The sequence below is a fragment of the uncultured Methanobrevibacter sp. genome (assembly GCF_902788255.1).
In the GTDB taxonomy this organism is placed as follows: domain Archaea; phylum Methanobacteriota; class Methanobacteria; order Methanobacteriales; family Methanobacteriaceae; genus Methanocatella.
In genome coordinates this window covers 1-18,005 of the sequence record NZ_CADAJR010000018.1, presented here as the reverse complement: position 1 = coordinate 18,005, position 18,005 = coordinate 1, and the positions used below count along the sequence as shown (strand labels likewise).

Annotated in this window: 17 protein-coding genes; 10 read left to right on the top strand and 7 right to left on the bottom strand. The window is 36.2% G+C overall.

Annotated elements, in window-relative coordinates; genetic code table 11:
* The first annotated feature begins 151 nt into the window (after positions 1-151).
* Both QZV03_RS06000 and QZV03_RS05995 read left to right on the top strand, forming a co-directional pair.
* Positions 152-922, top strand: a complete 771-nt coding sequence (locus tag QZV03_RS06000; RefSeq protein ID WP_296874842.1) for an SDR family NAD(P)-dependent oxidoreductase — start codon at positions 152-154, stop codon at positions 920-922.
* Between the two features lie 126 nt (positions 923-1,048).
* The gene (locus QZV03_RS05995; protein WP_296874840.1) at positions 1,049-1,897 is read left to right on the top strand and encodes a HEAT repeat domain-containing protein; all 849 of its coding nucleotides are present in this window, start codon (positions 1,049-1,051) and stop codon (positions 1,895-1,897) included.
* Here QZV03_RS05995 and QZV03_RS05990 read toward each other — a convergent pair whose 3' ends face one another.
* Together QZV03_RS05990 and QZV03_RS05985 are read right to left on the bottom strand one after the other, a co-directional pair.
* Positions 1,898-2,725, bottom strand: coding sequence for a carbon-nitrogen hydrolase family protein (locus QZV03_RS05990; protein ID WP_296874838.1), 828 nt, complete (start codon positions 2,723-2,725; stop codon positions 1,898-1,900).
* A gap of 44 nt (positions 2,726-2,769) precedes the next feature.
* On the bottom strand, positions 2,770-3,483 hold the full coding sequence (locus tag QZV03_RS05985) for a PsbP-related protein (RefSeq protein ID WP_296874836.1): 714 nt from the start codon (positions 3,481-3,483) through the stop codon (positions 2,770-2,772).
* A 70-nt stretch (positions 3,484-3,553) separates the two neighbouring features.
* Here QZV03_RS05985 and QZV03_RS05980 point away from each other — a divergent pair, with 70 nt between their 5' ends.
* Positions 3,554-4,033, top strand: coding sequence for a hypothetical protein (locus QZV03_RS05980; protein ID WP_296874834.1), 480 nt, complete (start codon positions 3,554-3,556; stop codon positions 4,031-4,033).
* Here the strand turns inward: QZV03_RS05980 and nucS are convergent.
* Positions 4,030-4,812 (bottom strand): endonuclease NucS, encoded by a 783-nt coding sequence (nucS, locus tag QZV03_RS05975; protein ID WP_296874832.1) that lies wholly within the window; start codon positions 4,810-4,812, stop codon positions 4,030-4,032. The two genes, QZV03_RS05980 and nucS, sit on opposite strands and share 4 nt — an antisense overlap.
* Before the next feature lie 122 nt (positions 4,813-4,934).
* On the opposite strand from nucS, the gene QZV03_RS05970 reads away from it, so the two are divergent.
* The 3 genes from QZV03_RS05970 to QZV03_RS05960 all read left to right on the top strand — a co-directional run bounded on the left by QZV03_RS05970 (position 4,935) and on the right by QZV03_RS05960 (position 7,275).
* A complete protein-coding gene (locus QZV03_RS05970) occupies positions 4,935-5,885 on the top strand; it encodes an alpha/beta fold hydrolase (protein ID WP_296874830.1) in 951 nt (316 codons plus the stop codon).
* The gene (locus QZV03_RS05965; RefSeq protein WP_296874828.1) at positions 5,875-6,147 is read left to right on the top strand and encodes a DUF5750 family protein; all 273 of its coding nucleotides are present in this window, start codon (positions 5,875-5,877) and stop codon (positions 6,145-6,147) included. The genes QZV03_RS05970 and QZV03_RS05965 overlap by 11 nt, the downstream gene beginning before the upstream one ends.
* Positions 6,148-6,279: 132 nt before the next feature.
* Positions 6,280-7,275, top strand: coding sequence for a homoserine acetyltransferase (locus QZV03_RS05960; protein ID WP_296874826.1), 996 nt, complete (start codon positions 6,280-6,282; stop codon positions 7,273-7,275).
* Between the two features lie 18 nt (positions 7,276-7,293).
* On the opposite strand, the gene nadA is transcribed toward QZV03_RS05960, so the two are convergent.
* Genes nadA through rnz form a run of 3 tightly spaced genes read right to left on the bottom strand, consistent with a single transcriptional unit; the run spans position 7,294 to position 9,863 of the window.
* Positions 7,294-8,211: a quinolinate synthase NadA gene (gene nadA, locus QZV03_RS05955; RefSeq protein ID WP_296874824.1), complete on the bottom strand. Its 918-nt coding sequence runs from the start codon at positions 8,209-8,211 to the stop codon at positions 7,294-7,296.
* Positions 8,204-8,956, bottom strand: coding sequence for a mechanosensitive ion channel family protein (locus QZV03_RS05950; protein WP_296874823.1), 753 nt, complete (start codon positions 8,954-8,956; stop codon positions 8,204-8,206). Before QZV03_RS05950 ends, nadA begins: the two co-directional genes overlap by 8 nt.
* A 7-nt stretch (positions 8,957-8,963) precedes the next feature.
* Complete coding sequence (gene rnz / locus QZV03_RS05945; protein ID WP_296874820.1) at positions 8,964-9,863, bottom strand: ribonuclease Z; 900 nt, start codon at positions 9,861-9,863, stop codon at positions 8,964-8,966.
* 70 nt (positions 9,864-9,933) lie between these two features.
* Between rnz and nadC the strand changes: the two genes are divergently transcribed.
* A complete protein-coding gene (gene nadC / locus QZV03_RS05940; protein WP_296874818.1) occupies positions 9,934-10,764 on the top strand; it encodes a carboxylating nicotinate-nucleotide diphosphorylase in 831 nt (276 codons plus the stop codon).
* Here the strand turns inward: nadC and QZV03_RS05935 are convergent.
* Complete coding sequence (locus QZV03_RS05935) at positions 10,759-12,276, bottom strand: DEAD/DEAH box helicase (RefSeq protein ID WP_296874816.1); 1,518 nt, start codon at positions 12,274-12,276, stop codon at positions 10,759-10,761. The genes nadC and QZV03_RS05935 overlap by 6 nt on opposite strands.
* Before the next feature lie 293 nt (positions 12,277-12,569).
* On the opposite strand from QZV03_RS05935, the gene carA reads away from it, so the two are divergent.
* The 3 genes from carA to QZV03_RS05920 all read left to right on the top strand — a co-directional run bounded on the left by carA (position 12,570) and on the right by QZV03_RS05920 (position 17,848).
* Entirely contained in the window at positions 12,570-13,652 is a 1,083-nt protein-coding gene (gene carA / locus QZV03_RS05930) for a glutamine-hydrolyzing carbamoyl-phosphate synthase small subunit (RefSeq protein ID WP_296874814.1), read from the top strand.
* 15 nt (positions 13,653-13,667) lie between these two features.
* Positions 13,668-16,844, top strand: a complete 3,177-nt coding sequence (gene carB / locus QZV03_RS05925; RefSeq protein WP_296874790.1) for a carbamoyl-phosphate synthase large subunit — start codon at positions 13,668-13,670, stop codon at positions 16,842-16,844.
* Between the two features lie 206 nt (positions 16,845-17,050).
* Positions 17,051-17,848 carry a hypothetical protein gene (locus QZV03_RS05920; RefSeq protein ID WP_296874788.1) on the top strand — a complete coding sequence of 266 codons (798 nt, stop codon included), beginning with the start codon at positions 17,051-17,053 and terminating at the stop codon, positions 17,846-17,848.
* The last annotated feature ends 157 nt before the right edge of the window (positions 17,849-18,005 follow it).

The window sequence follows — 18,005 nt, the reverse complement described above, 5'->3', positions numbered from 1 at the left end:
TATATTAATCAATTTATTATGATTGTCTATTATTTATTACCAAATTCTGCATTTCATTTAATTTTTTTATAATTTAGGTAAATAAAAATTATTATATACTTGGTTTATAATATATATTATACATAGGCTATATGCCTAAGGTGGTAATAAAATGAATGATTTATTTAATTTATCAGGACAAGTAGCACTTGTCAGTGGAGCATCCTCCGGTATCGGAGTAGACATGGCAAAAGCATACGCAAGATACGGCGCAAACATCGTCGTCACCGGAAGAAGGAAAGAAAGATTAGACCAAGTAGCAGAAGAAATCAAAGAACTTGGTGTAGACTGCATCGGTGTAGTATGTGATGTAACCGACACTGAAAGTGTAGAAGCATGTGTTAAAGAAGTTATGGACCACTTTGGAAGAATAGACATTCTCCACAACAACGCAGGATACGGAGCTACAAAAGAAGCAGAATTATTAACTGATGACGAATGGAACAAAACCGTTGATGTAGACTTAACCGGTACATTCAAAATGTCCAGAGCTGTAGCACGTGAAGCAATGATTCCACAAAAATACGGAAGAATCATCAACACTGCATCCATGTTCGGTTTAGTTGGAACCATGGCAACACCAACATCCCCATACGCAGCAGCAAAAGGTGGAGTAGTAAACCTCACAAGACAATTAGCAGCTGAATGGGCAAAATACAACATTACCGTAAATGCAATCTGTCCAGGTACCTTCCCAACTGAATTAACTCGTTCAACCATTGACAACGATGAATACAAAGCATACACAAAAACCGTTGTACCTGTTGGAAGATCTGGTGTTGACGGAGAATTAGATTCCACTGTTGTATACTTAGCATCCCCTAAATCCAGTTACGTAACTGGTCAAGCAATTGCTGTAGACGGTGGATATACCTGTATTTAAATTGAAAATTTTATTTTCAATTTTATTTTTCTTTTTTTAGTGATTTTACAATTTTTTTTTCAATAATTGCATTGACTTTAAAATGCAATTCAAATGTTTATATATTCTTAAAATCTAATTATAATCATGTCTAATTTAAATTTTAATGATGCTATTAACAATTTATCAAGTGATGATGTTAAAGTTAGAAAGGAAGCAATCGAATCATTGGTAGGCATTACTGATGAGGAAGCTATTGAACCGTTAATTAAAGCAACCACTGATGAAAATGCTCAAGTCAGATTCAAGGCTGCAGAAATTTTAGGCAGTATGGGTGATGTTGCAGTTGACAAGTTAATCGAAGAGTTTGAAAACGCTGAAGGAAAGGATAAACGTTTTCTCGCATTTGCTCTTAAGGAGACCGAAGACAAAAAAGTCATTCCATACTTTGTGGACGCCACTGATGATGAGGACTTTGGAGTTAGAAAAGTTGCGGTACGTGCACTTGGTGAACTCCAGGCCAATGAAGAACTTGAATCAATTGCCAAATGTCTTGAAGATGAGGATTGGGGTGTAAAACTTGCAGCCATTCAGGCATTAGGAGATTTGGCTACAGATGAGTCCATCAAGTTAATCAAGGATGCAAGAAAAGGTGAAGATGATAAGGACTTTAAAAAGTCATGTAATAAGGCTATCAAAAAGGCACAAAAAAGACAAAAGGCAAAGAAATCCGGTGAAACAATAGTTAAAGTCATTCCAATGAGTACAATAAAGGAAATGGAAAAGACTAATGTTCAAAAGGCTATTAAAGAATATGAACGTTATGTTGAAGCAAAACAACCTAAGGATGCCCCATACAAAAGATTATGTGTCCTATATAGGAAAGCCAATGATTATGACAATGAAGTCAGAGTGATTAAGACTGCAATTGAAGTCTTTGCCGACAATGACAAAAAACTCTCCTATTTTGAAAAGAGATTGGCAAAATTGGAATAACTATTTGAATTTCACTTCATAGAGATCTTCCCGTTTGTTCTTTAAAACAGGAAGTTCTTGTCTTACTTTTTTTATTTCATCCAAATCAATTTCGCAGATTATCAAATCTTCTTTTTCATCTGCTTGGCAAACAACCTCTCCCCATGGATTGGTCACGATAGAATGGCCATAGCTGTGGTAGGATGCATCCATATTCAGTGCAGGTGCAACACCAACACAGAAAACCTGATTGTCCAGAGCTCTTGAGCGAAACAACAGCTCCCAATGGGCAGGTCCGGTAGTTTGATTGAATGCGCCGGGATAAAATAATATTTCCGCACCGTTTTCAACCATTATTCTTGCAAGTTCAACAAAACGAACATCATAGCATATTCCCATACCGATTCTTCCAAATTCCGTATCGGCTACTGTAAAGTCATCGCCAGCTGTTAAAACGTCAGATTCCTTAAATGTGATTTTTCCGGTAACGTCGATATCAAAAAGATGCATTTTTCTATGCTTGGCTATAACTGAACCTGTCTTGTCAAAAAGGTAACTGGTGTTGTATAATTTGTCATTTTCCCTTTCAGGAATTGATCCTGCAAGAATATAAACATTATGCTGTTTTGCCAATTTTGATATGTATTTCAGAGTAATGCTTTCGGATTCCTTTTCTCCATATTCGATAAACTTGTCATTGGAATATGGACAATTGAACATTTCTGGTAAAACTATAAAATCGGCATTCCTGTCAACACTTTGACATATCATTGATTCTGCCTTTTCAATATTGGCCTTTTTATTGTCAATAACATTCATTTGACAAAGTGCAAGTCTTATTTTTGTCATATTAACACTAAAAAATAAAAAAAGAAGTATGATTTAAATCATACTTAAGCAATATCTGCTGAATGTATTGTATTTTCAATAGCTTCAGAAGTAAGTGAATTTTCAGAACTTCCTGTTATCTTAAAGACATAGAGTTCTCCTTCACTAAACATTGAAACGTATCTGGTGTAATCTCCATCAGCGTTTTCTAATATCATATTTGATGAATTTCTACCATCTAAAGTTATTGTCTCTACAAGTTCAACATAATCGTTTTGGGTTTGAGCAACACTAATTCTGTCTTGAGTAATTTCCTTGATGGAGCTAGCATCATTGGAAATGTTATAGTATTCTATGGTAACATTTTCTTCATTTTGGAAAAATACTGCTCCAGGATGTTCTGCATCACTGCCGTTTACTTCTTTCCAGGAACTTGGATATTTGAAACTAAAGGATGCATCTTTGTATTCTTTCATATCGCCGGATTGAAGTACGGAATTAGAATTAGGATTATTAGGATTATTTGATCCCATTAATAATATTCCGCCAATAACGATTAAAGTTATAATTAATATTGCTCCAATAACAAGTTTGTTATTTTTGATAATTGTAAGTGTATCCTCGTCATTTGAAGGTTGTTTTTCAAGTCTTGGTTTTTCTTTGAAAATATCTTCCTTTTTTGGGGCTTCAACTTTTGGTTTTGGGAATTTATACCCGCAATTTCCACAAATAGGAGCACCATCATAACTAGGATTTCCACATTCAGGACATTTTTTCACTGTTTAAACCTCCATTAAAAATTACATATATTACTTATAATATAAAAATATATTTAATTAATGTGATATAATGGTCGATGAAAAAATGATTAATGTTAATGATATAAATTATGCAGTTTATAAAATTGGTGAGTGGAAGAACAATTATGAAATCAATCAGATAGGCATGTCCCGTGAAATTCCAGTTACTAAAAATACTATAATGCATGTTAAATTTTCCATGGATGAAATCAGAGCATCCCAATTTTCCATTGGGGATTTGACTGTTAACGGATTTGTTGCAATCGCATTGCAATTGAATCCTAATATCCAAGACATTAAATTAAAAGATGTGGTTGCTCTTGAAGAGGAGGAATATCAGAATATCCTCTCCGAATTGGAAGATCTTGACGTTTTGGATGAAGAGGACAGCATCCCTCTTGAAAATGAGGAATATCTCATTTATAAATTGGAAAAGGACTGTCATGTGACAACTTCCACACCTGCCAATGAATTTACCAAAAAATTCTATCAGGATGAACTGAAAAAAATAGAAGATGCATTAGATTAGAAGAAATCTAATGTTACTTTTTTATCTCTTTTTAACTCACGAGGAGGTTCGACAGCTACAAATTCTATGCCTTCCTCTTCAATCATTTCCAATGCGTCGTTCATGATATCGGGTGCAACCAGAATTCCCCTTATTTTTTTCTTTTCAGCTTCAACTTCTCTTAGATAATCGTTGTCCGTATTTTCCATATCCTGAATGTATCTTCTAAGCTGTTTTACTGCAGTCACTCCTGCTTTACGGGCTTTGAGTTCTAAAATCATTAGGTTATTGTCGCTGTCTTTTCCCAAAATGTCTATAAATCCATGCTCTACACTATATTCCCTTGTGGTTGGAGTAAAGCCTTCCTCTATCAGATGAGGCTTTTCCATTATCATGTCGCTCATATCCTTTTCATATCCTGCCTGTTCAAGCTCTTCAAAGTCTTCAATGTTTGCATAGGTAATGAATTGAATCTGTCTAATCTCAGCAGTTAACAGCTCTTTTGGTGTTCTCCTGTGGCTTTCAAGGAATAAATTGTCATTTTTGATATATGCACGGGTTCTTGATTTTGGAGGCTGCCAGTTTACAGGCTCCACCTTTTTTTCTTGATGGATTAGAAATGCCCCATCAGGCTTAATCATGATTATGCGTTCTCCCCAATTCAGCTCACTTAGCGCTCTTCCCTCATAACTTACCTTACAGCATGCAAAAATCAGTATTGTAGCTCTTTTTCTAAGCGCATCTTGGATTAAATCGTATGCATCTTCGCAATTTGGTTTTTCTAAAATTTTATATTTCATCACAATAACATTGTTTAGATTGATTTAAATATTTTGTTTTTAAAACAGTTTAACATAAGATTGGTGGAGGAATTTACATTTACGATGATGAATTTTTTGAAAGTAAAAATGAATACTATACGATGGATTCATTTGAGTTTGAGAATGGCGATTTATTAAATGATGTTAAAGTTGAATATATGACTTTTGGAACTCCCATCCGTGATGATGAAGGTTCAATTAAAAATGCAATCATTTATTGTCCAGGTTCATTGGGCAACTATTCCAGTGTGAAAAAATTGGCTCCATTGGTTGATGAGGGCAATGTTTTTGATGAAAACAAATATTTTTTTGTTTGTTTAACTCCATTGGGCTCTTCAGGTTCATGTTCCCCATCACTTACAGATTTAAAAAACAAATTTCCCAAATATTCCATTTTGGATGTTGCAAAATTTCAAATGCAGTTTCTTAAGGAAAAATTCAATATTTCCCATGTTTTAGGAATTATAGGCAATTCCATGGGAGGTTTTGTTGCATTGACTTTGGCCATTAATTATCCTGATTATGCTGATTTCATCATCACCGGAGTAAGCAGCTATAAGGTTGCGGGCCATGACTTCATTCTTTCAAAATTTGTTGACGAGATAATAACTTCTGATCCCGATTATGCAAAAGGCGAAATGACCTATTCACTAATCAGAACATTAAGGTTGGCCAATCTTGCTGAATTTAATTTCGGACTTTCCCACAAATCACTAAGGGACATGTCCAATGATGAACTGGCAATTGAATTTGAAAACTTTGGAAATGAAATGCTTGAAACAGACATCTATGATTTGAAATACTGCAACGAGGCATGCATGAATTTCAATGTTGAAGATGAGCTGGACAGGGTAACCTCAAATGTTTTAATCATATCATGCAAACAGGATCCTCATTTTCCTCCGGAATTTGACGGAATTCCTATGTCTGAAATGATTGACGGTGCAAGACTTATTGTCATGGATTCTGAATTGGGACATTTGTGTTTTAATGAACTTGAAACAATTTCTGATCAATTAAAAGATTTCATGGAGAATTTGTATGGATGTTAATATAACAGATTATGGTCAGGGTGAAAGAAATTTTGTAGAATACACAGTTTCAGGCCTGGCTGTCAATCAATTGGAATTTTTAAATGAAAACCTGACTGAAAATACTGAAATTGCGGGGGATAATCTTATAATAACTATGGATTTTGATGATGAGCTGTATCCGTTTCAAAGTGAAGTTGCCAAATTCAGATTGGAGGATTTCATTTCCCGTGAAGAAATTGAAATGATGGTTTTTTTAAGCAGTTTTCTTGAAGATATGTAATATAGTTTTTAATACTGTACTGTAAACTATTATTAAAATGTATTATTGTTTTATAGTATTTTTTTAGGTAATTTTATATAGTTTGTTTAATTTATAATTATTTATCTACTTCAAATAGTTGGTTGTGATATCTTGACAAACAGTGAGGAAATTTTTATAGGGTATGATAAGTACACTATGGATAGTTTTGAATTCGAATCAGGAAGTGTTCTTGAGAATGTTGATGTTGAGTACATGGCAAAGGGAACTCCCAAGTTTGATGATGAGGGGAACATGACAAATGTCATTTTGTACTGCCACAGATTTAACGGTTCTTATTCTTCACTGGATGATATATTCAGACTCACTGCTAAAGGCAAACCATTCGATTTTGAAAAATACTATTTTATCTCAATCACTTCACTTGGTTTTCCAAATTCCTGCTGTCCATCAACAACCGATTTAAAACATAACTTTCCAAAATATACCATAAAAGATAGGGTAAATTTCAAAAGACAATTTTTAAAGGAAAGGTTCAATATAGAAAATGTTCATGGAATAATCAGCCGAGGAGTTGGTGGATATGAAGCATATACATGGGCTTGCGATTACCCAGATGAACTGGACTTCATTATTTGTTCAAGCACTGCATTTAAAACAAATGGGTACAGGTATGTTGTTTCCAAATGTATGGAAAGCATAATTGAATCTTCAGATGATTTTTATTCAGACATATACAGTGATTCACTATCCCGTATGATGGTTTCCATAAATAAATTGTTATATTCCAATTATTTTTCCAAACAGGTATTTCACAATATGACAAATGATGAAATCGATGTTTTGATGGATGATTTTGTTGATGATGGGCTGTTTGTAGATATTTATGATTTTAAACTACGTAATGATGCAGTTTTGGAGTATGATGTTGAAGATAAGTTAAAAAACATAAAGGCTAAAGCTTTAATTATCAGTTCAAAAAATGATATGTATTATTCTCCAAAATTTGATGTAATGCCAATTGAAGAATTGATTGAAAACTCTAAAATAATTTTGCTTGAGCCAAGTGCGGATTATGCAACCTATGAAGACTATCCTCTGATCGAGGATGAGTTGAACAATTTTTTAGATAATGTAAAAAATAAGTAAAGTAGCTAGTTAGACTAGCTATTTGGATACGTCCAACATGTGTTGGACTGCTTTTCTTGATTTTTCAGCAACATCTTTGGGTAATGTTACTTCCGGAGCTTCATTTACAAGTGAATCTCTAATCAGTTCAAGGGTGTGTAGTTTCATTGTTTTACAGATTGCCCCTTCAAGTAATGGATAAAGTTTTTTTCCAGGAACCTCTGAATTGATTCTGGTGATCATATCGACTTCAGTTCCGATAACGAATTCTTCTTTTTCACTTTCAGCGATATGTTTTAGCATTCCTCCGGTGGACATTACAACGTCACATGCCTTTTGAACTTTCAAATCACATTCGGGATGGCATATTATCTCAGCATTAGGATATTCCTGTCTTTTGAGCTCAACATCTTCTACATGGAACAGTCTGTGAACATAACAGTGTCCATCACTAGGAACTGGGATTATTTCCTTATCTGTTTTTTCAGCCACATGTGTTCCCAGGTTTTTGTCTGGTCCGAATAGAATTTTATCATGAGGCAGGCTTTCAGTAACTTTAACTGCATTAGCTGAAGTACATAATGTGTCTGCGTGCTGTTTTGCCTCAGCAATACTGTTTACGTATAATATGACTCCTGCATCAGGATGTTCCTCTTTTGCCTTTAACAGTTCCTCTTCAGGAAGCATATGTGCCATAGGACATTCGGCCTCCATGGTTGGAATTACAATTTTTTTATCCGGATTTAGGATAAATGCAGTTTCTGCCATAAAGTCAACACCACAAAAGATTACCAGGTCTTTATCATCAATTTGTGATGCTTTGATACATAATTCCAATGAATCTCCAAGGAAATCGGCTATTTCCTGAACTTCTTTTGGCTGATAATTGTGAGCAAGGATTATTGCATTTTTTTCTTCTTTTAATCTTAAAATTTCCTCTTGAAGGGCGCTACTCATTATTTTCACCTTGTTGTACATATTTTCTAATGTCATTAGTGATTATTATTTTATATTTGTCTTTATTATTAAAGTCTTTTACCCAAAATGACACTTTAAACTTAGTTTGTTTAAAACTGATGTCTTTTGCATAAACATCCGGATGGGGTGTGTCACTTATTGCAGGATAGCTTTCCATTTTATTTATGATATAATCTTTAAATTCTTCGAGGTCAATATTTAAAGGCAATCCTCCAAAAATGTCGACCCTATACTTTTCAGGAGCTTTATACTGCAGATATTCATTGTTTGTTAAGATTGAATTTGGAATGTGATTTTTAACGCCGTAATCATTGGTTATTATTGTTGATCGGAGTGAAATTCTTTCAACATAACCTTTTTCACCATCAACCTCAAGCGTATCACCTACCTTAACACTTCTGCTCAAAATTAACAGGATTCCTGAAAACAAATTGGATATGAGGTCTTTTGCAGCAAAACTCAGAGCAATACCCACAATACCTAAACTCAAGAGGGTTCCTGTAAGATTGATTCCGAATATTTGCAGAATGGTCATGACTGCAACAAAATAAATGATGAAACTGATAATGTCTCTGATAAGATATACTGCAGTCATATCCTTTTTGAACCTTTTCATGTGTTTCATTGAAAAGGCAATCAACCTTGTCAGTATAAATGTTATGGCGATAATGACCATAATGGTCAGTAATTTCATTGTCGCTTCGTCTATATTTGGTAAATTCATGGTATCATCACAATTCAATTTCTAGGAAATCTTTGGCTAATTTGGTATTTTCAAAGATCTCCTGTGCTTCTTTTAGCATAATGTCTGCATAATCATCGCCGTAACGTGTACTTATATGTGTCAGAATCAGTTCTTTACTGTTGGAATCTTTTGCTATGTATGCCGCATCAACAGATGTTGAATGCCCATATTCTTCTGCATTCAGTTTCTGCTTTTGAATGAATGTTGATTCATGTATGAGCAGTGTTGAATCACGTGCCAGCATAATCATCTCCTCGCAAGGCCTTGTATCTCCTGAATATGTAACTTTGGTTCCTTTTCTAGGCTCTCCCAGTACCTGTTCTGGTTTGATAATTTTTCCGTCAATTTCTACTTCTTCACCATTGTGCAGTTTTCCAAAAGCGGGACCAACCGGCACGCCCAACTCTATGGCCTTTTCCCTTAAGAATCTAGGTTTTTTCTTCTCTTCAATAGAGTATGCTAATGCTGGGACATTGTGCTTGACCCTTTGGGCTTCGATAAAATAGGTTTCGTTTTCTATAATTATTCCGGAATCTATTTCAACGAATTCAACAGGATATTCGATTGCACAATAACCTAAGGAGTATATTGCATCTTTTATTTTATTCAACCCTTTAGGGCCGTAAATTGTCAGCTTTGTTTCCCTGCCATTCAGGCTCATTGATTGCAGAAGTCCCGGAAGACCGAGTATATGGTCTCCGTGATAGTGTGTGATGAATATTTTAGAAATTTTCATAGGGCTTACGTTGGTGTAAAGTAGTTGTCTTTGTGTTGCTTCACCGCAATCAAATAAAAATATCTCTCCGAATGCCTTAATGGCAATTGAGGGATGATTTCTATCTTTTGAATGAACTGCTGAGGAAGTTCCTAAAAATATTATTTCCATTATATAATCACTTTTTATAGTTCTTAAACTAATATATATTCATAATTATATTAAATTTTTAGGTGATTTTTTGGATAAGATTATTGAGTATATGTTGGCTGAAGATGAGGGATTTGGAGATATCACATCTGATGCGGTTGTGGAAGAAGGTAAGGTTGTTGATGCAGCCATCAAATCAAAAGATGAGGGTATTCTTGCAGGAATTGATATCGTCCGTGAGTTGTTTGAGGAATATGGTGTCAAGGTTTTATTCTGGATAAAGGAAGGCAGTAAAATCTCAAAAGGGGACGTTTTGATATCACTGAGAGGGGATGCAAGGACAATCCTTCTTTTGGAGAGAACTGCACTTAATCTGGTCATGAGGATGAGTGGTGTCGCAACAGCCGCCAACCATTATGTTGAGTTGGTTGGAGACTGTGACGTTCGGGTTGCCGGAACACGCAAAACCTCTCCGGCATTAGCCAAATTCGATAAATATGCATTGAAAGTTGGTGGTGCGGATACTCACCGTTTCAGTCTGGATGATATGGTCTTAATCAAGGACAATCATATAGCAACCTGTGATGGTCCTCTTGATGCGCTTTTAAGGGCAAAGAAACATGTAAGCTTTTCTAAAAAAATAGAAATTGAGGTGGAAACCCTGGGCGATGCCATTGACTGTGTAAAAAATGGTGCCGATATCGTCATGCTTGACAATATGGGTCCAAAGGAGGTAAAAGAAGTCATAGACAACCTTGAAAATTTAAATATTCGTCAAAATTCATTGATTGAAGTTTCCGGTGGAATAACTGATGAAACAATTTTGGATTATGCCAATCTGGGCGTGGACATAATCTCAATAGGGGCCCTTACCCATTCATCAAGGAGCCTGAACTTCTCCTTGGGATTTGATGAATCATAATCTCAGGGACAATACCTCTTTCAACTCTTCATTGTTCATTTCGGTAATGAATGTCTCGTCATTGCTGATGGATTTGCTTGCAAGATCTGTTTTGTGCTTGCTTATGGCATCAATGGTCTCTTCAAGTGTTCCCTTGGTGATGAACCGGTAAACCATCACATCCTTATCCTGTCCTATACGGTGAACCCTGTCCGTTGCCTGATTTTCAACTGCAGGATTCCACCACAGGTCATAATGGATCACATTCTGTGCGGCGGTCAGGTTGAGACCTGTTCCTCCAGTCTTGAGTGTGGCGACAAAAATCTTGTAGTCCGGGTCTTCCTGGAATGTGTCGATGATTCTTGTCTTTTCTTTAAGGGTTTGTGAACCGTGCAGGAACAGCACCTCCTGTTTGAACTTTTTGGATATAAGTTCCTGTATCAGCTTGCCCATCTCGACGTATTGGGTAAATATTATGACCTTTTCATCATTGTCCAGAATGTTTTCTAAAATATTCACAAGCAGTTCCATTTTTCCGGATTCCTTGATTGTAGGTTTTTTGATGTCCAGAAACTGTGCAGGATGGTTGCAGGTCTGTTTAAGAGCAGTCAATATTTTTAAAATAATTCCTTTTCTCTGGATTCCCTTGGAGTTTTCAATATCGAAGAATATCTCGTCCAGAATGGCATTATACAACTTGATCTGCTTTTTGGATAGGCTGCAGTAAATGTCATTAATGAATTTCTCCGGCAGTTCCTTTTTGATGTCCTCATCGGTTTTGAGGCGTCTCATGACAAATGGTTTGGCTATTGTTCTTAAATTTTCCAAAGTCTCTTCATCTTCCAGTTTTTCAATAGGAACGACATAGTTTCTTTTGAAGTCATCCTTTGTGGATAGATATCCCTTGTTTACAAAATCAAATATTGACCAGTAGTCCATCAGCTTGTTTTCGATTGGAGTACCTGTCAATGCAATTTTTGTTCTTGCCCGGATTTCCTTTATTGCCTTTGTCTGTTCTGTATTGGGATTTTTGATGTTTTGGGCTTCATCAATGACGCATAAGAACCATTTTTCATCTACGAACATGTCCAAATCAAGGCGGACAACGCCGTAGGAAGTCAGAATGATGTCATAACTTTCCAGGGGAAATGTTCTGTTTGACCCGTGATAGATATAATAGGTCAGTTCAGGTGTGAATTTCTTTATCTCGTTTTCCCAATTGGATATCAGTGTTGGAGGGACAATGATCAGTGATGACTTGTCCTCCAGCATCTCATGTTCCTTGTAAAATAGTATTGCGGACAGCACCTGTATTGTTTTACCGAGCCCCATGTCATCGGCCAATATGCTTCCGAACTTGTATCTTATGTTTTGAATCAGCCAGGAATAGCCTATCTTTTGGTAGGGCCTCAGCTCTCCGGTCAGTGAATCCGGAGCATTATAGATTTTGGTTTCTTTGATTAGCTTTTTAAACCTGTTGTAGTCATTAGGATTTTTCAGATGTTTTTTGGCTAATTTTTCCGTATTGGTCATTGATTTTCCCTTTTTAATTTCTGAATTAATTTTGTCCTTACTGATAATTAAAAGTAAGTGTTGAAAGCTGAATTGACTATTTGTTATCTCCCACTATTATTTGTTGGATATGTTGTGGCGCTGTTGACATTATTGTTGTTGATTGATAAGGTCATTTTTGTAGAATAATATTCAATAATTTTAATTTAATTTCTAAAATCTTAATCAAAACTTCAAAAAAACAAAGTTTAATAATATAGTAAAATAAAATATATAAAAGATAGAGAATTATATTTTCTTAAAATGGTGATTTAATGGTAAAAATAGCTAAATTAGCTTTGGAAGATGGAACTGTTTTAAAAGGTGAAGCATTCGGTCATGAAACCACTAAATTAGGAGAACTTGTTTTTTCTACCGGTATGGGTGGTTACACCGAATCACTAACTGATCCGTCTTTTAAAGGAGAGATATTGATGTCTACTTATCCTTTAGAAGGTAATCATGGGGTAAGTGAGAAGTGGTATCAATCTGATAAGATTCAGGTTGAAGGATTTGTTTGTCGTGAGGTCTGCCGTGAAGTCTCTAATTTTGGACCTCAAAAAACATTGGATGAATTTTTAAAAGAATTTAAAACCCCTGGTATAAGTGGAATTGATACACGTGACTTAACACTCAAGATTCGTGAAAGGGGTTCCCTTAAAGCAGCAATTACAACTGAAGACATTGCCGATGACAAATTGATTGAAATGGCAAAATCTCAGCCAAGCATTGAGGATATTGATGTTGTGCCATTGGTATCCACAAAAGAAATCAAGGTATTCAATGAGGATGCCGATAAAAAAGTTGCTTTGATTGACTGTGGTGTTAAAAAGAACATTATTAACTCATTTTTAGAGAGGGATATTGGAGTAATACTTTTCCCTTATGATACTGATTATAAAACTGTTTTGGATTACTCTCCTAATGGTTTGATGATTACTTCAGGACCTGGAAATCCTGACAGAGTAACTGAAACTATTGAAACCCTGAAAAAATTAGCCAACAGACTTCCAATCTTCGGAATCTGTATGGGTCAACAATTGATTGCTAAATCTTTCGGTGCAAGATCCTATAAAATGAAATTTGGTCACCGTGGTGAAAACCAGCCGGTTAAAGATTTAAACACTGGTAAAGTCTATATCACATCACAAAACCACGGATTTACCATTGATAAGGAATCCTTGAAAGAAACCGATTTAGTTTTAACTCATGTTAACTTAAATGATGGAACTCCTGAGGGTATTTCTCACAAAGAACTCCCAATGCGTTGTATACAGTACCACCCTGAAGCGGGACCTGGTCCAAATGATACAAGAAATACTTTTGATGAGTTTAGCCAAATGATGGATGATTATTAAGGAAGGGGATTACATATGCCAGTTGATAAGGATATTAAAAAAGTTTTAATTATTGGATCTGGACCTATTCAAATTGGACAAGCTGCAGAGTTCGATTATTCAGGTTCACAAGCATGTAAATCATTAAGAGAAGAAGGTATAGAAACCGTACTTGTTAACAGTAATCCTGCTACCATACAAACTGATATTGATATGGCAGACACTGTTTATACTGAACCATTAACTCCTGAAGTTGTTGCAAAAATCATAGAGGAAGAGGATATTGATGCTATTTTACCAACAATGGGTGGACAAACCGGATTAAACATTGCAACAGGTCTTGGAGATTTAGGATTACTTGAAGGAATTAAAGTATTAGGTTCTGATGTTCAAACCATCAAGGATGTGGAAGATCGTGATCTGTTCGCAAACCTTATGGAAGAAATCGGGGAAGAAATTCCTAAATGTCATGCTGTTGAAAGTGTGGACGCTGCACTTGAAGCCGTTAAGGATATAGGATACCCTGTTATTGTCAGGCCTGCATTCACATTAGGTGGAACCGGTGGAGGAATTGCCCACAACCAGGAAGAATTGATAGAAATTGCAAATCACGGATTGGACATGAGTTTCATCAACCAGGTGCTAATCGACGAATCAGTTCTCGGTTGGAAAGAAATAGAATTCGAGGTAATGAGGGATAAGGAAGATACCTGTATCATCGTATGTACCATGGAAAACATCGACCCTATGGGTATACACACAGGAGACAGTGTGGTTGTCGCTCCAATCCAAAACCTTTGTGACGAAACCATCCAGAAAATGCGTGACGCATCCATTAAAATCATCAGAGCATTAGGAATCCGTGGAGGATGTAACATTCAATTTGCACTAAACCCTGAAACCGATGAATACAAGGTTATTGAGGTAAACCCTCGTGTATCAAGGAGTAGTGCACTTGCATCAAAAGCAACCGGTTATCCAATTGCAAAAATATCATCCAAAATCGCTCTCGGAATGACTTTGGATGAAATTAAAAACGACATTACCAAAGAAACCCCTGCATCATTTGAGCCTGCAATCGATTATGTGGTTATCAAAATCCCAAGATGGCCATTTGACAAGTTCAAAGGAATCAGCCGTGAGGTTGGTGTTCAAATGAAGGCAACAGGTGAAGTAATGGCTATCGGAAGAACCTTTGAAGAGGCGTTCCAAAAGGCATTAAGATCACTTGACATGGGTTTTGACGGATTTGAATATGTCGAATACACAGAAGAAGATTTATCTCATCCGACTGACTTAATTTATTTCCAAATCTATTCAGCCATTAAGGACGGAATGGACATTGATAGAATAAGGGAACTTACAAAAATCGACAATTTCTTCCTTTATAAAATCAGAAACATCGTAAACTTCGAAAACGGTGTAACTGCCGATAAACTGGATGATGAGGATTATCTCAGAAAAGCAAAACAAATTGGCTGTTCAAACAAACGTCTTGCAGAACTTTCAGGCCAAACTGAAGAGTACATCAGAAACAGACTTTCAAAATACAACATCAAACAATCATACAAGATGGTAGATACCTGTGCTGCTGAATTTGAAGCAAAAACGCCGTACTACTACAGCAGTTATGACAAAGGAAACGAATTGACTTCAACCAACAAGAAGAAAGTTGTAATTCTTGGTGCAGGACCAATCAGAATTGGTCAGGGAATCGAATTCGATTACTGTTGTGTACATTCATCCTTGGCTTTAAAAGATGAAGGAATTGAAACTATTCTGATTAACAACAACCCTGAAACTGTAAGTACAGATTATGACATTTCAGATAAGCTGTTCTTTGAACCATTAACATTTGAGGATGTAATGGGAGTTATTGAACAGGAAAAACCTGACGGTGTAATCGTACAGTTCGGTGGTCAGACCTCCATCAACCTTGCTGTGCCTCTGGCTAACGCAGGTGTTAAAATATGGGGAACACCATACGAAAGTATCGACCGTGTTGAAGACCGTGAATTGTTTGCAGAACTTCTTGAAAAATTACACATTCACCAGGCACCATACGGAACAGCTAATTCATTTGAAGAAGCAAAAGAAATTGCTGAAAGAATCACATTCCCGGTACTTGTACGTCCTTCATACGTTATCGGTGGAAGGGCAATGGAAATCGTTTATGATGTCACAGAACTTGAGGAATATATGAAGGAAGCTGTAAAGGTATCTCCTGACCATCCAATTCTTGTGGACAAGTTCCTGGAAGATGCTATTGAATTGGATGTCGACCTGTTATGTGACGGTGAAGACGTATTCATTGCAGGTATCATGGAACACATTGAAGAAGCAGGTGTGCACTCTGGAGACTCCGCATGTGTAATACCTCCTCAAACAATACCTGAACATATATTGAATACCATCCGTGAAAATTCAAGAAAACTTGCATTGGAATTGGATGTTAAAGGTTTAATGAACATACAATATGCTGTAAAACTTGATGAGGAAATGGTCTACATTATCGAAGCTAACCCTCGTGCAAGTAGGACAGTTCCGTTTGTAAGTAAGGCTATCGGCGTTCCATTAGCTAAGGTTGCAACATGGATTATGAATGGTGCCAAACTCAGAGACTTTGATTTAACCAAAGAAATTAAAATAGATCATGTGGCTGTAAAAGAATCTGTATTCCCATTCCTGAAACTGCCTGAATCCGATACTGTTCTTGGACCTGAAATGAAATCCACAGGTGAAAGTATTGGTATAGATGAAACTTTCGGAATGGCATTTTACAAATCACAGCTTTCAGCGGGTATGGAACTGCCTAAAGAAGGTAAAATATTTATCAGTGTAAAAGAAACCGATAAGAAAAAAATCAGACCAATTGCTGAAAAGGCAGCTAACCTAGGATTTGATTTGGTGGCTACAGCAGGTACTGGTGAAGCAACCGGATTGGACAGTGTTGAAAAAGTCCTAAAAGTGTCACAGGGTTCACCAAACATCAAGGATGCAATCCTGAACAAGGAAATTGACTTGATTATCAACACCTCTGAAGGTAAACAGTCTGCAAAAGACGGTTACATTATCAGACGTTTGGCTATTGAGTTAGGTATACCATATGTTACCACTTTGGCCGGTGCAAGAGCTGTTTTAAATGCTATTGAAGCTGTTCAAAACAGCACAATCAATGTTAAATCTTTAAACAGATATGCTGATGGAGAATAATATTTCTCCCCTTTCTTTTTAAGTTAACGAAGATTTGACCGGAGGCACTTAACTGTCTCAATTAATACCACAACTTAAAAGTAACTGCCTTGGCATTTACTTTACTTTTTTTTAATTTTGATGTTGATCAGAATCTGCTATTTTTCATGTGCATATTTTGCTTTCCTTCAAAAGGTTTAAATACATCATAGATACATTGTAATGGTATGACCACTGTTATAGATTTAGATAAAAAATGTGCAATTTGCACTGAAACATCACCACAGTCTATTCTGACAAGTACAAGTACTTGGGGATATCCTGATTTGGACTTAAGACCTTCTGAAATGCAAAGAAGCAGTATGTTTGCATGGCTTCAGGAATGTCCTCACTGCGGATTCGTTGCAAGAGACATTGAACAAACTCATGTTAAAGTGGCTCCTGATTTTCTTAAAAGCGATGAGTATCTCACCTGTGGGGGCCATGATTTCAAATCAGATTTGGCCAAAAGATTTTATAGGCATCATTTAATATCAAAGGCTAATGATATTCACGACTTAGAATTCTATTCTCTTTTGCATTGTGCATGGGTTTGTGATGATAATGACGACAATCTTGCAGTTGATACTCGAAAATTGGCTTTGAAATCACTTGATAAAGTCGATGCCAAAAATGATGATGAAAGGGACAACCTGAAGCTTATTAAAGCTGATTTGCTTAGAAGATCTCTGCAGTTTGATGAGCTGATTGGGGAGTTCAAAGATGTTTTCTTTGAGGATAAAATTAAAAATGAGGTCATTAATTTTCAGCTTGAACTTGCAGCAAAAAAGGACAGTGGCTGCTATGCTATAGAAGATATTCCAAAAAAAGTAACCGTCACACTCAATGGGGAATTGCATAAGAAATTGAATCTCATTGCAGATCTTAAATGTGTTTCATTGGGTGAGGTTATCGAGGAAATGCTTAGTGAAAAGGCTGATGAAACTGATATGAATGAGCTTAGGGAAAATTATTATCTAAAGTAGGCAAGAATACCTTGACTTCTTAAGTCGAGGATGAATTGCACAAGGAGATGGCAAGAAAGTTAGATAGGATTGGACGATTGCTCGTCCGCACCCTCTTAAGAACCGTACGTGTCCGTTTCCAAACATACGGCTCAAGCAGAACTTTATCCGAAAGTTC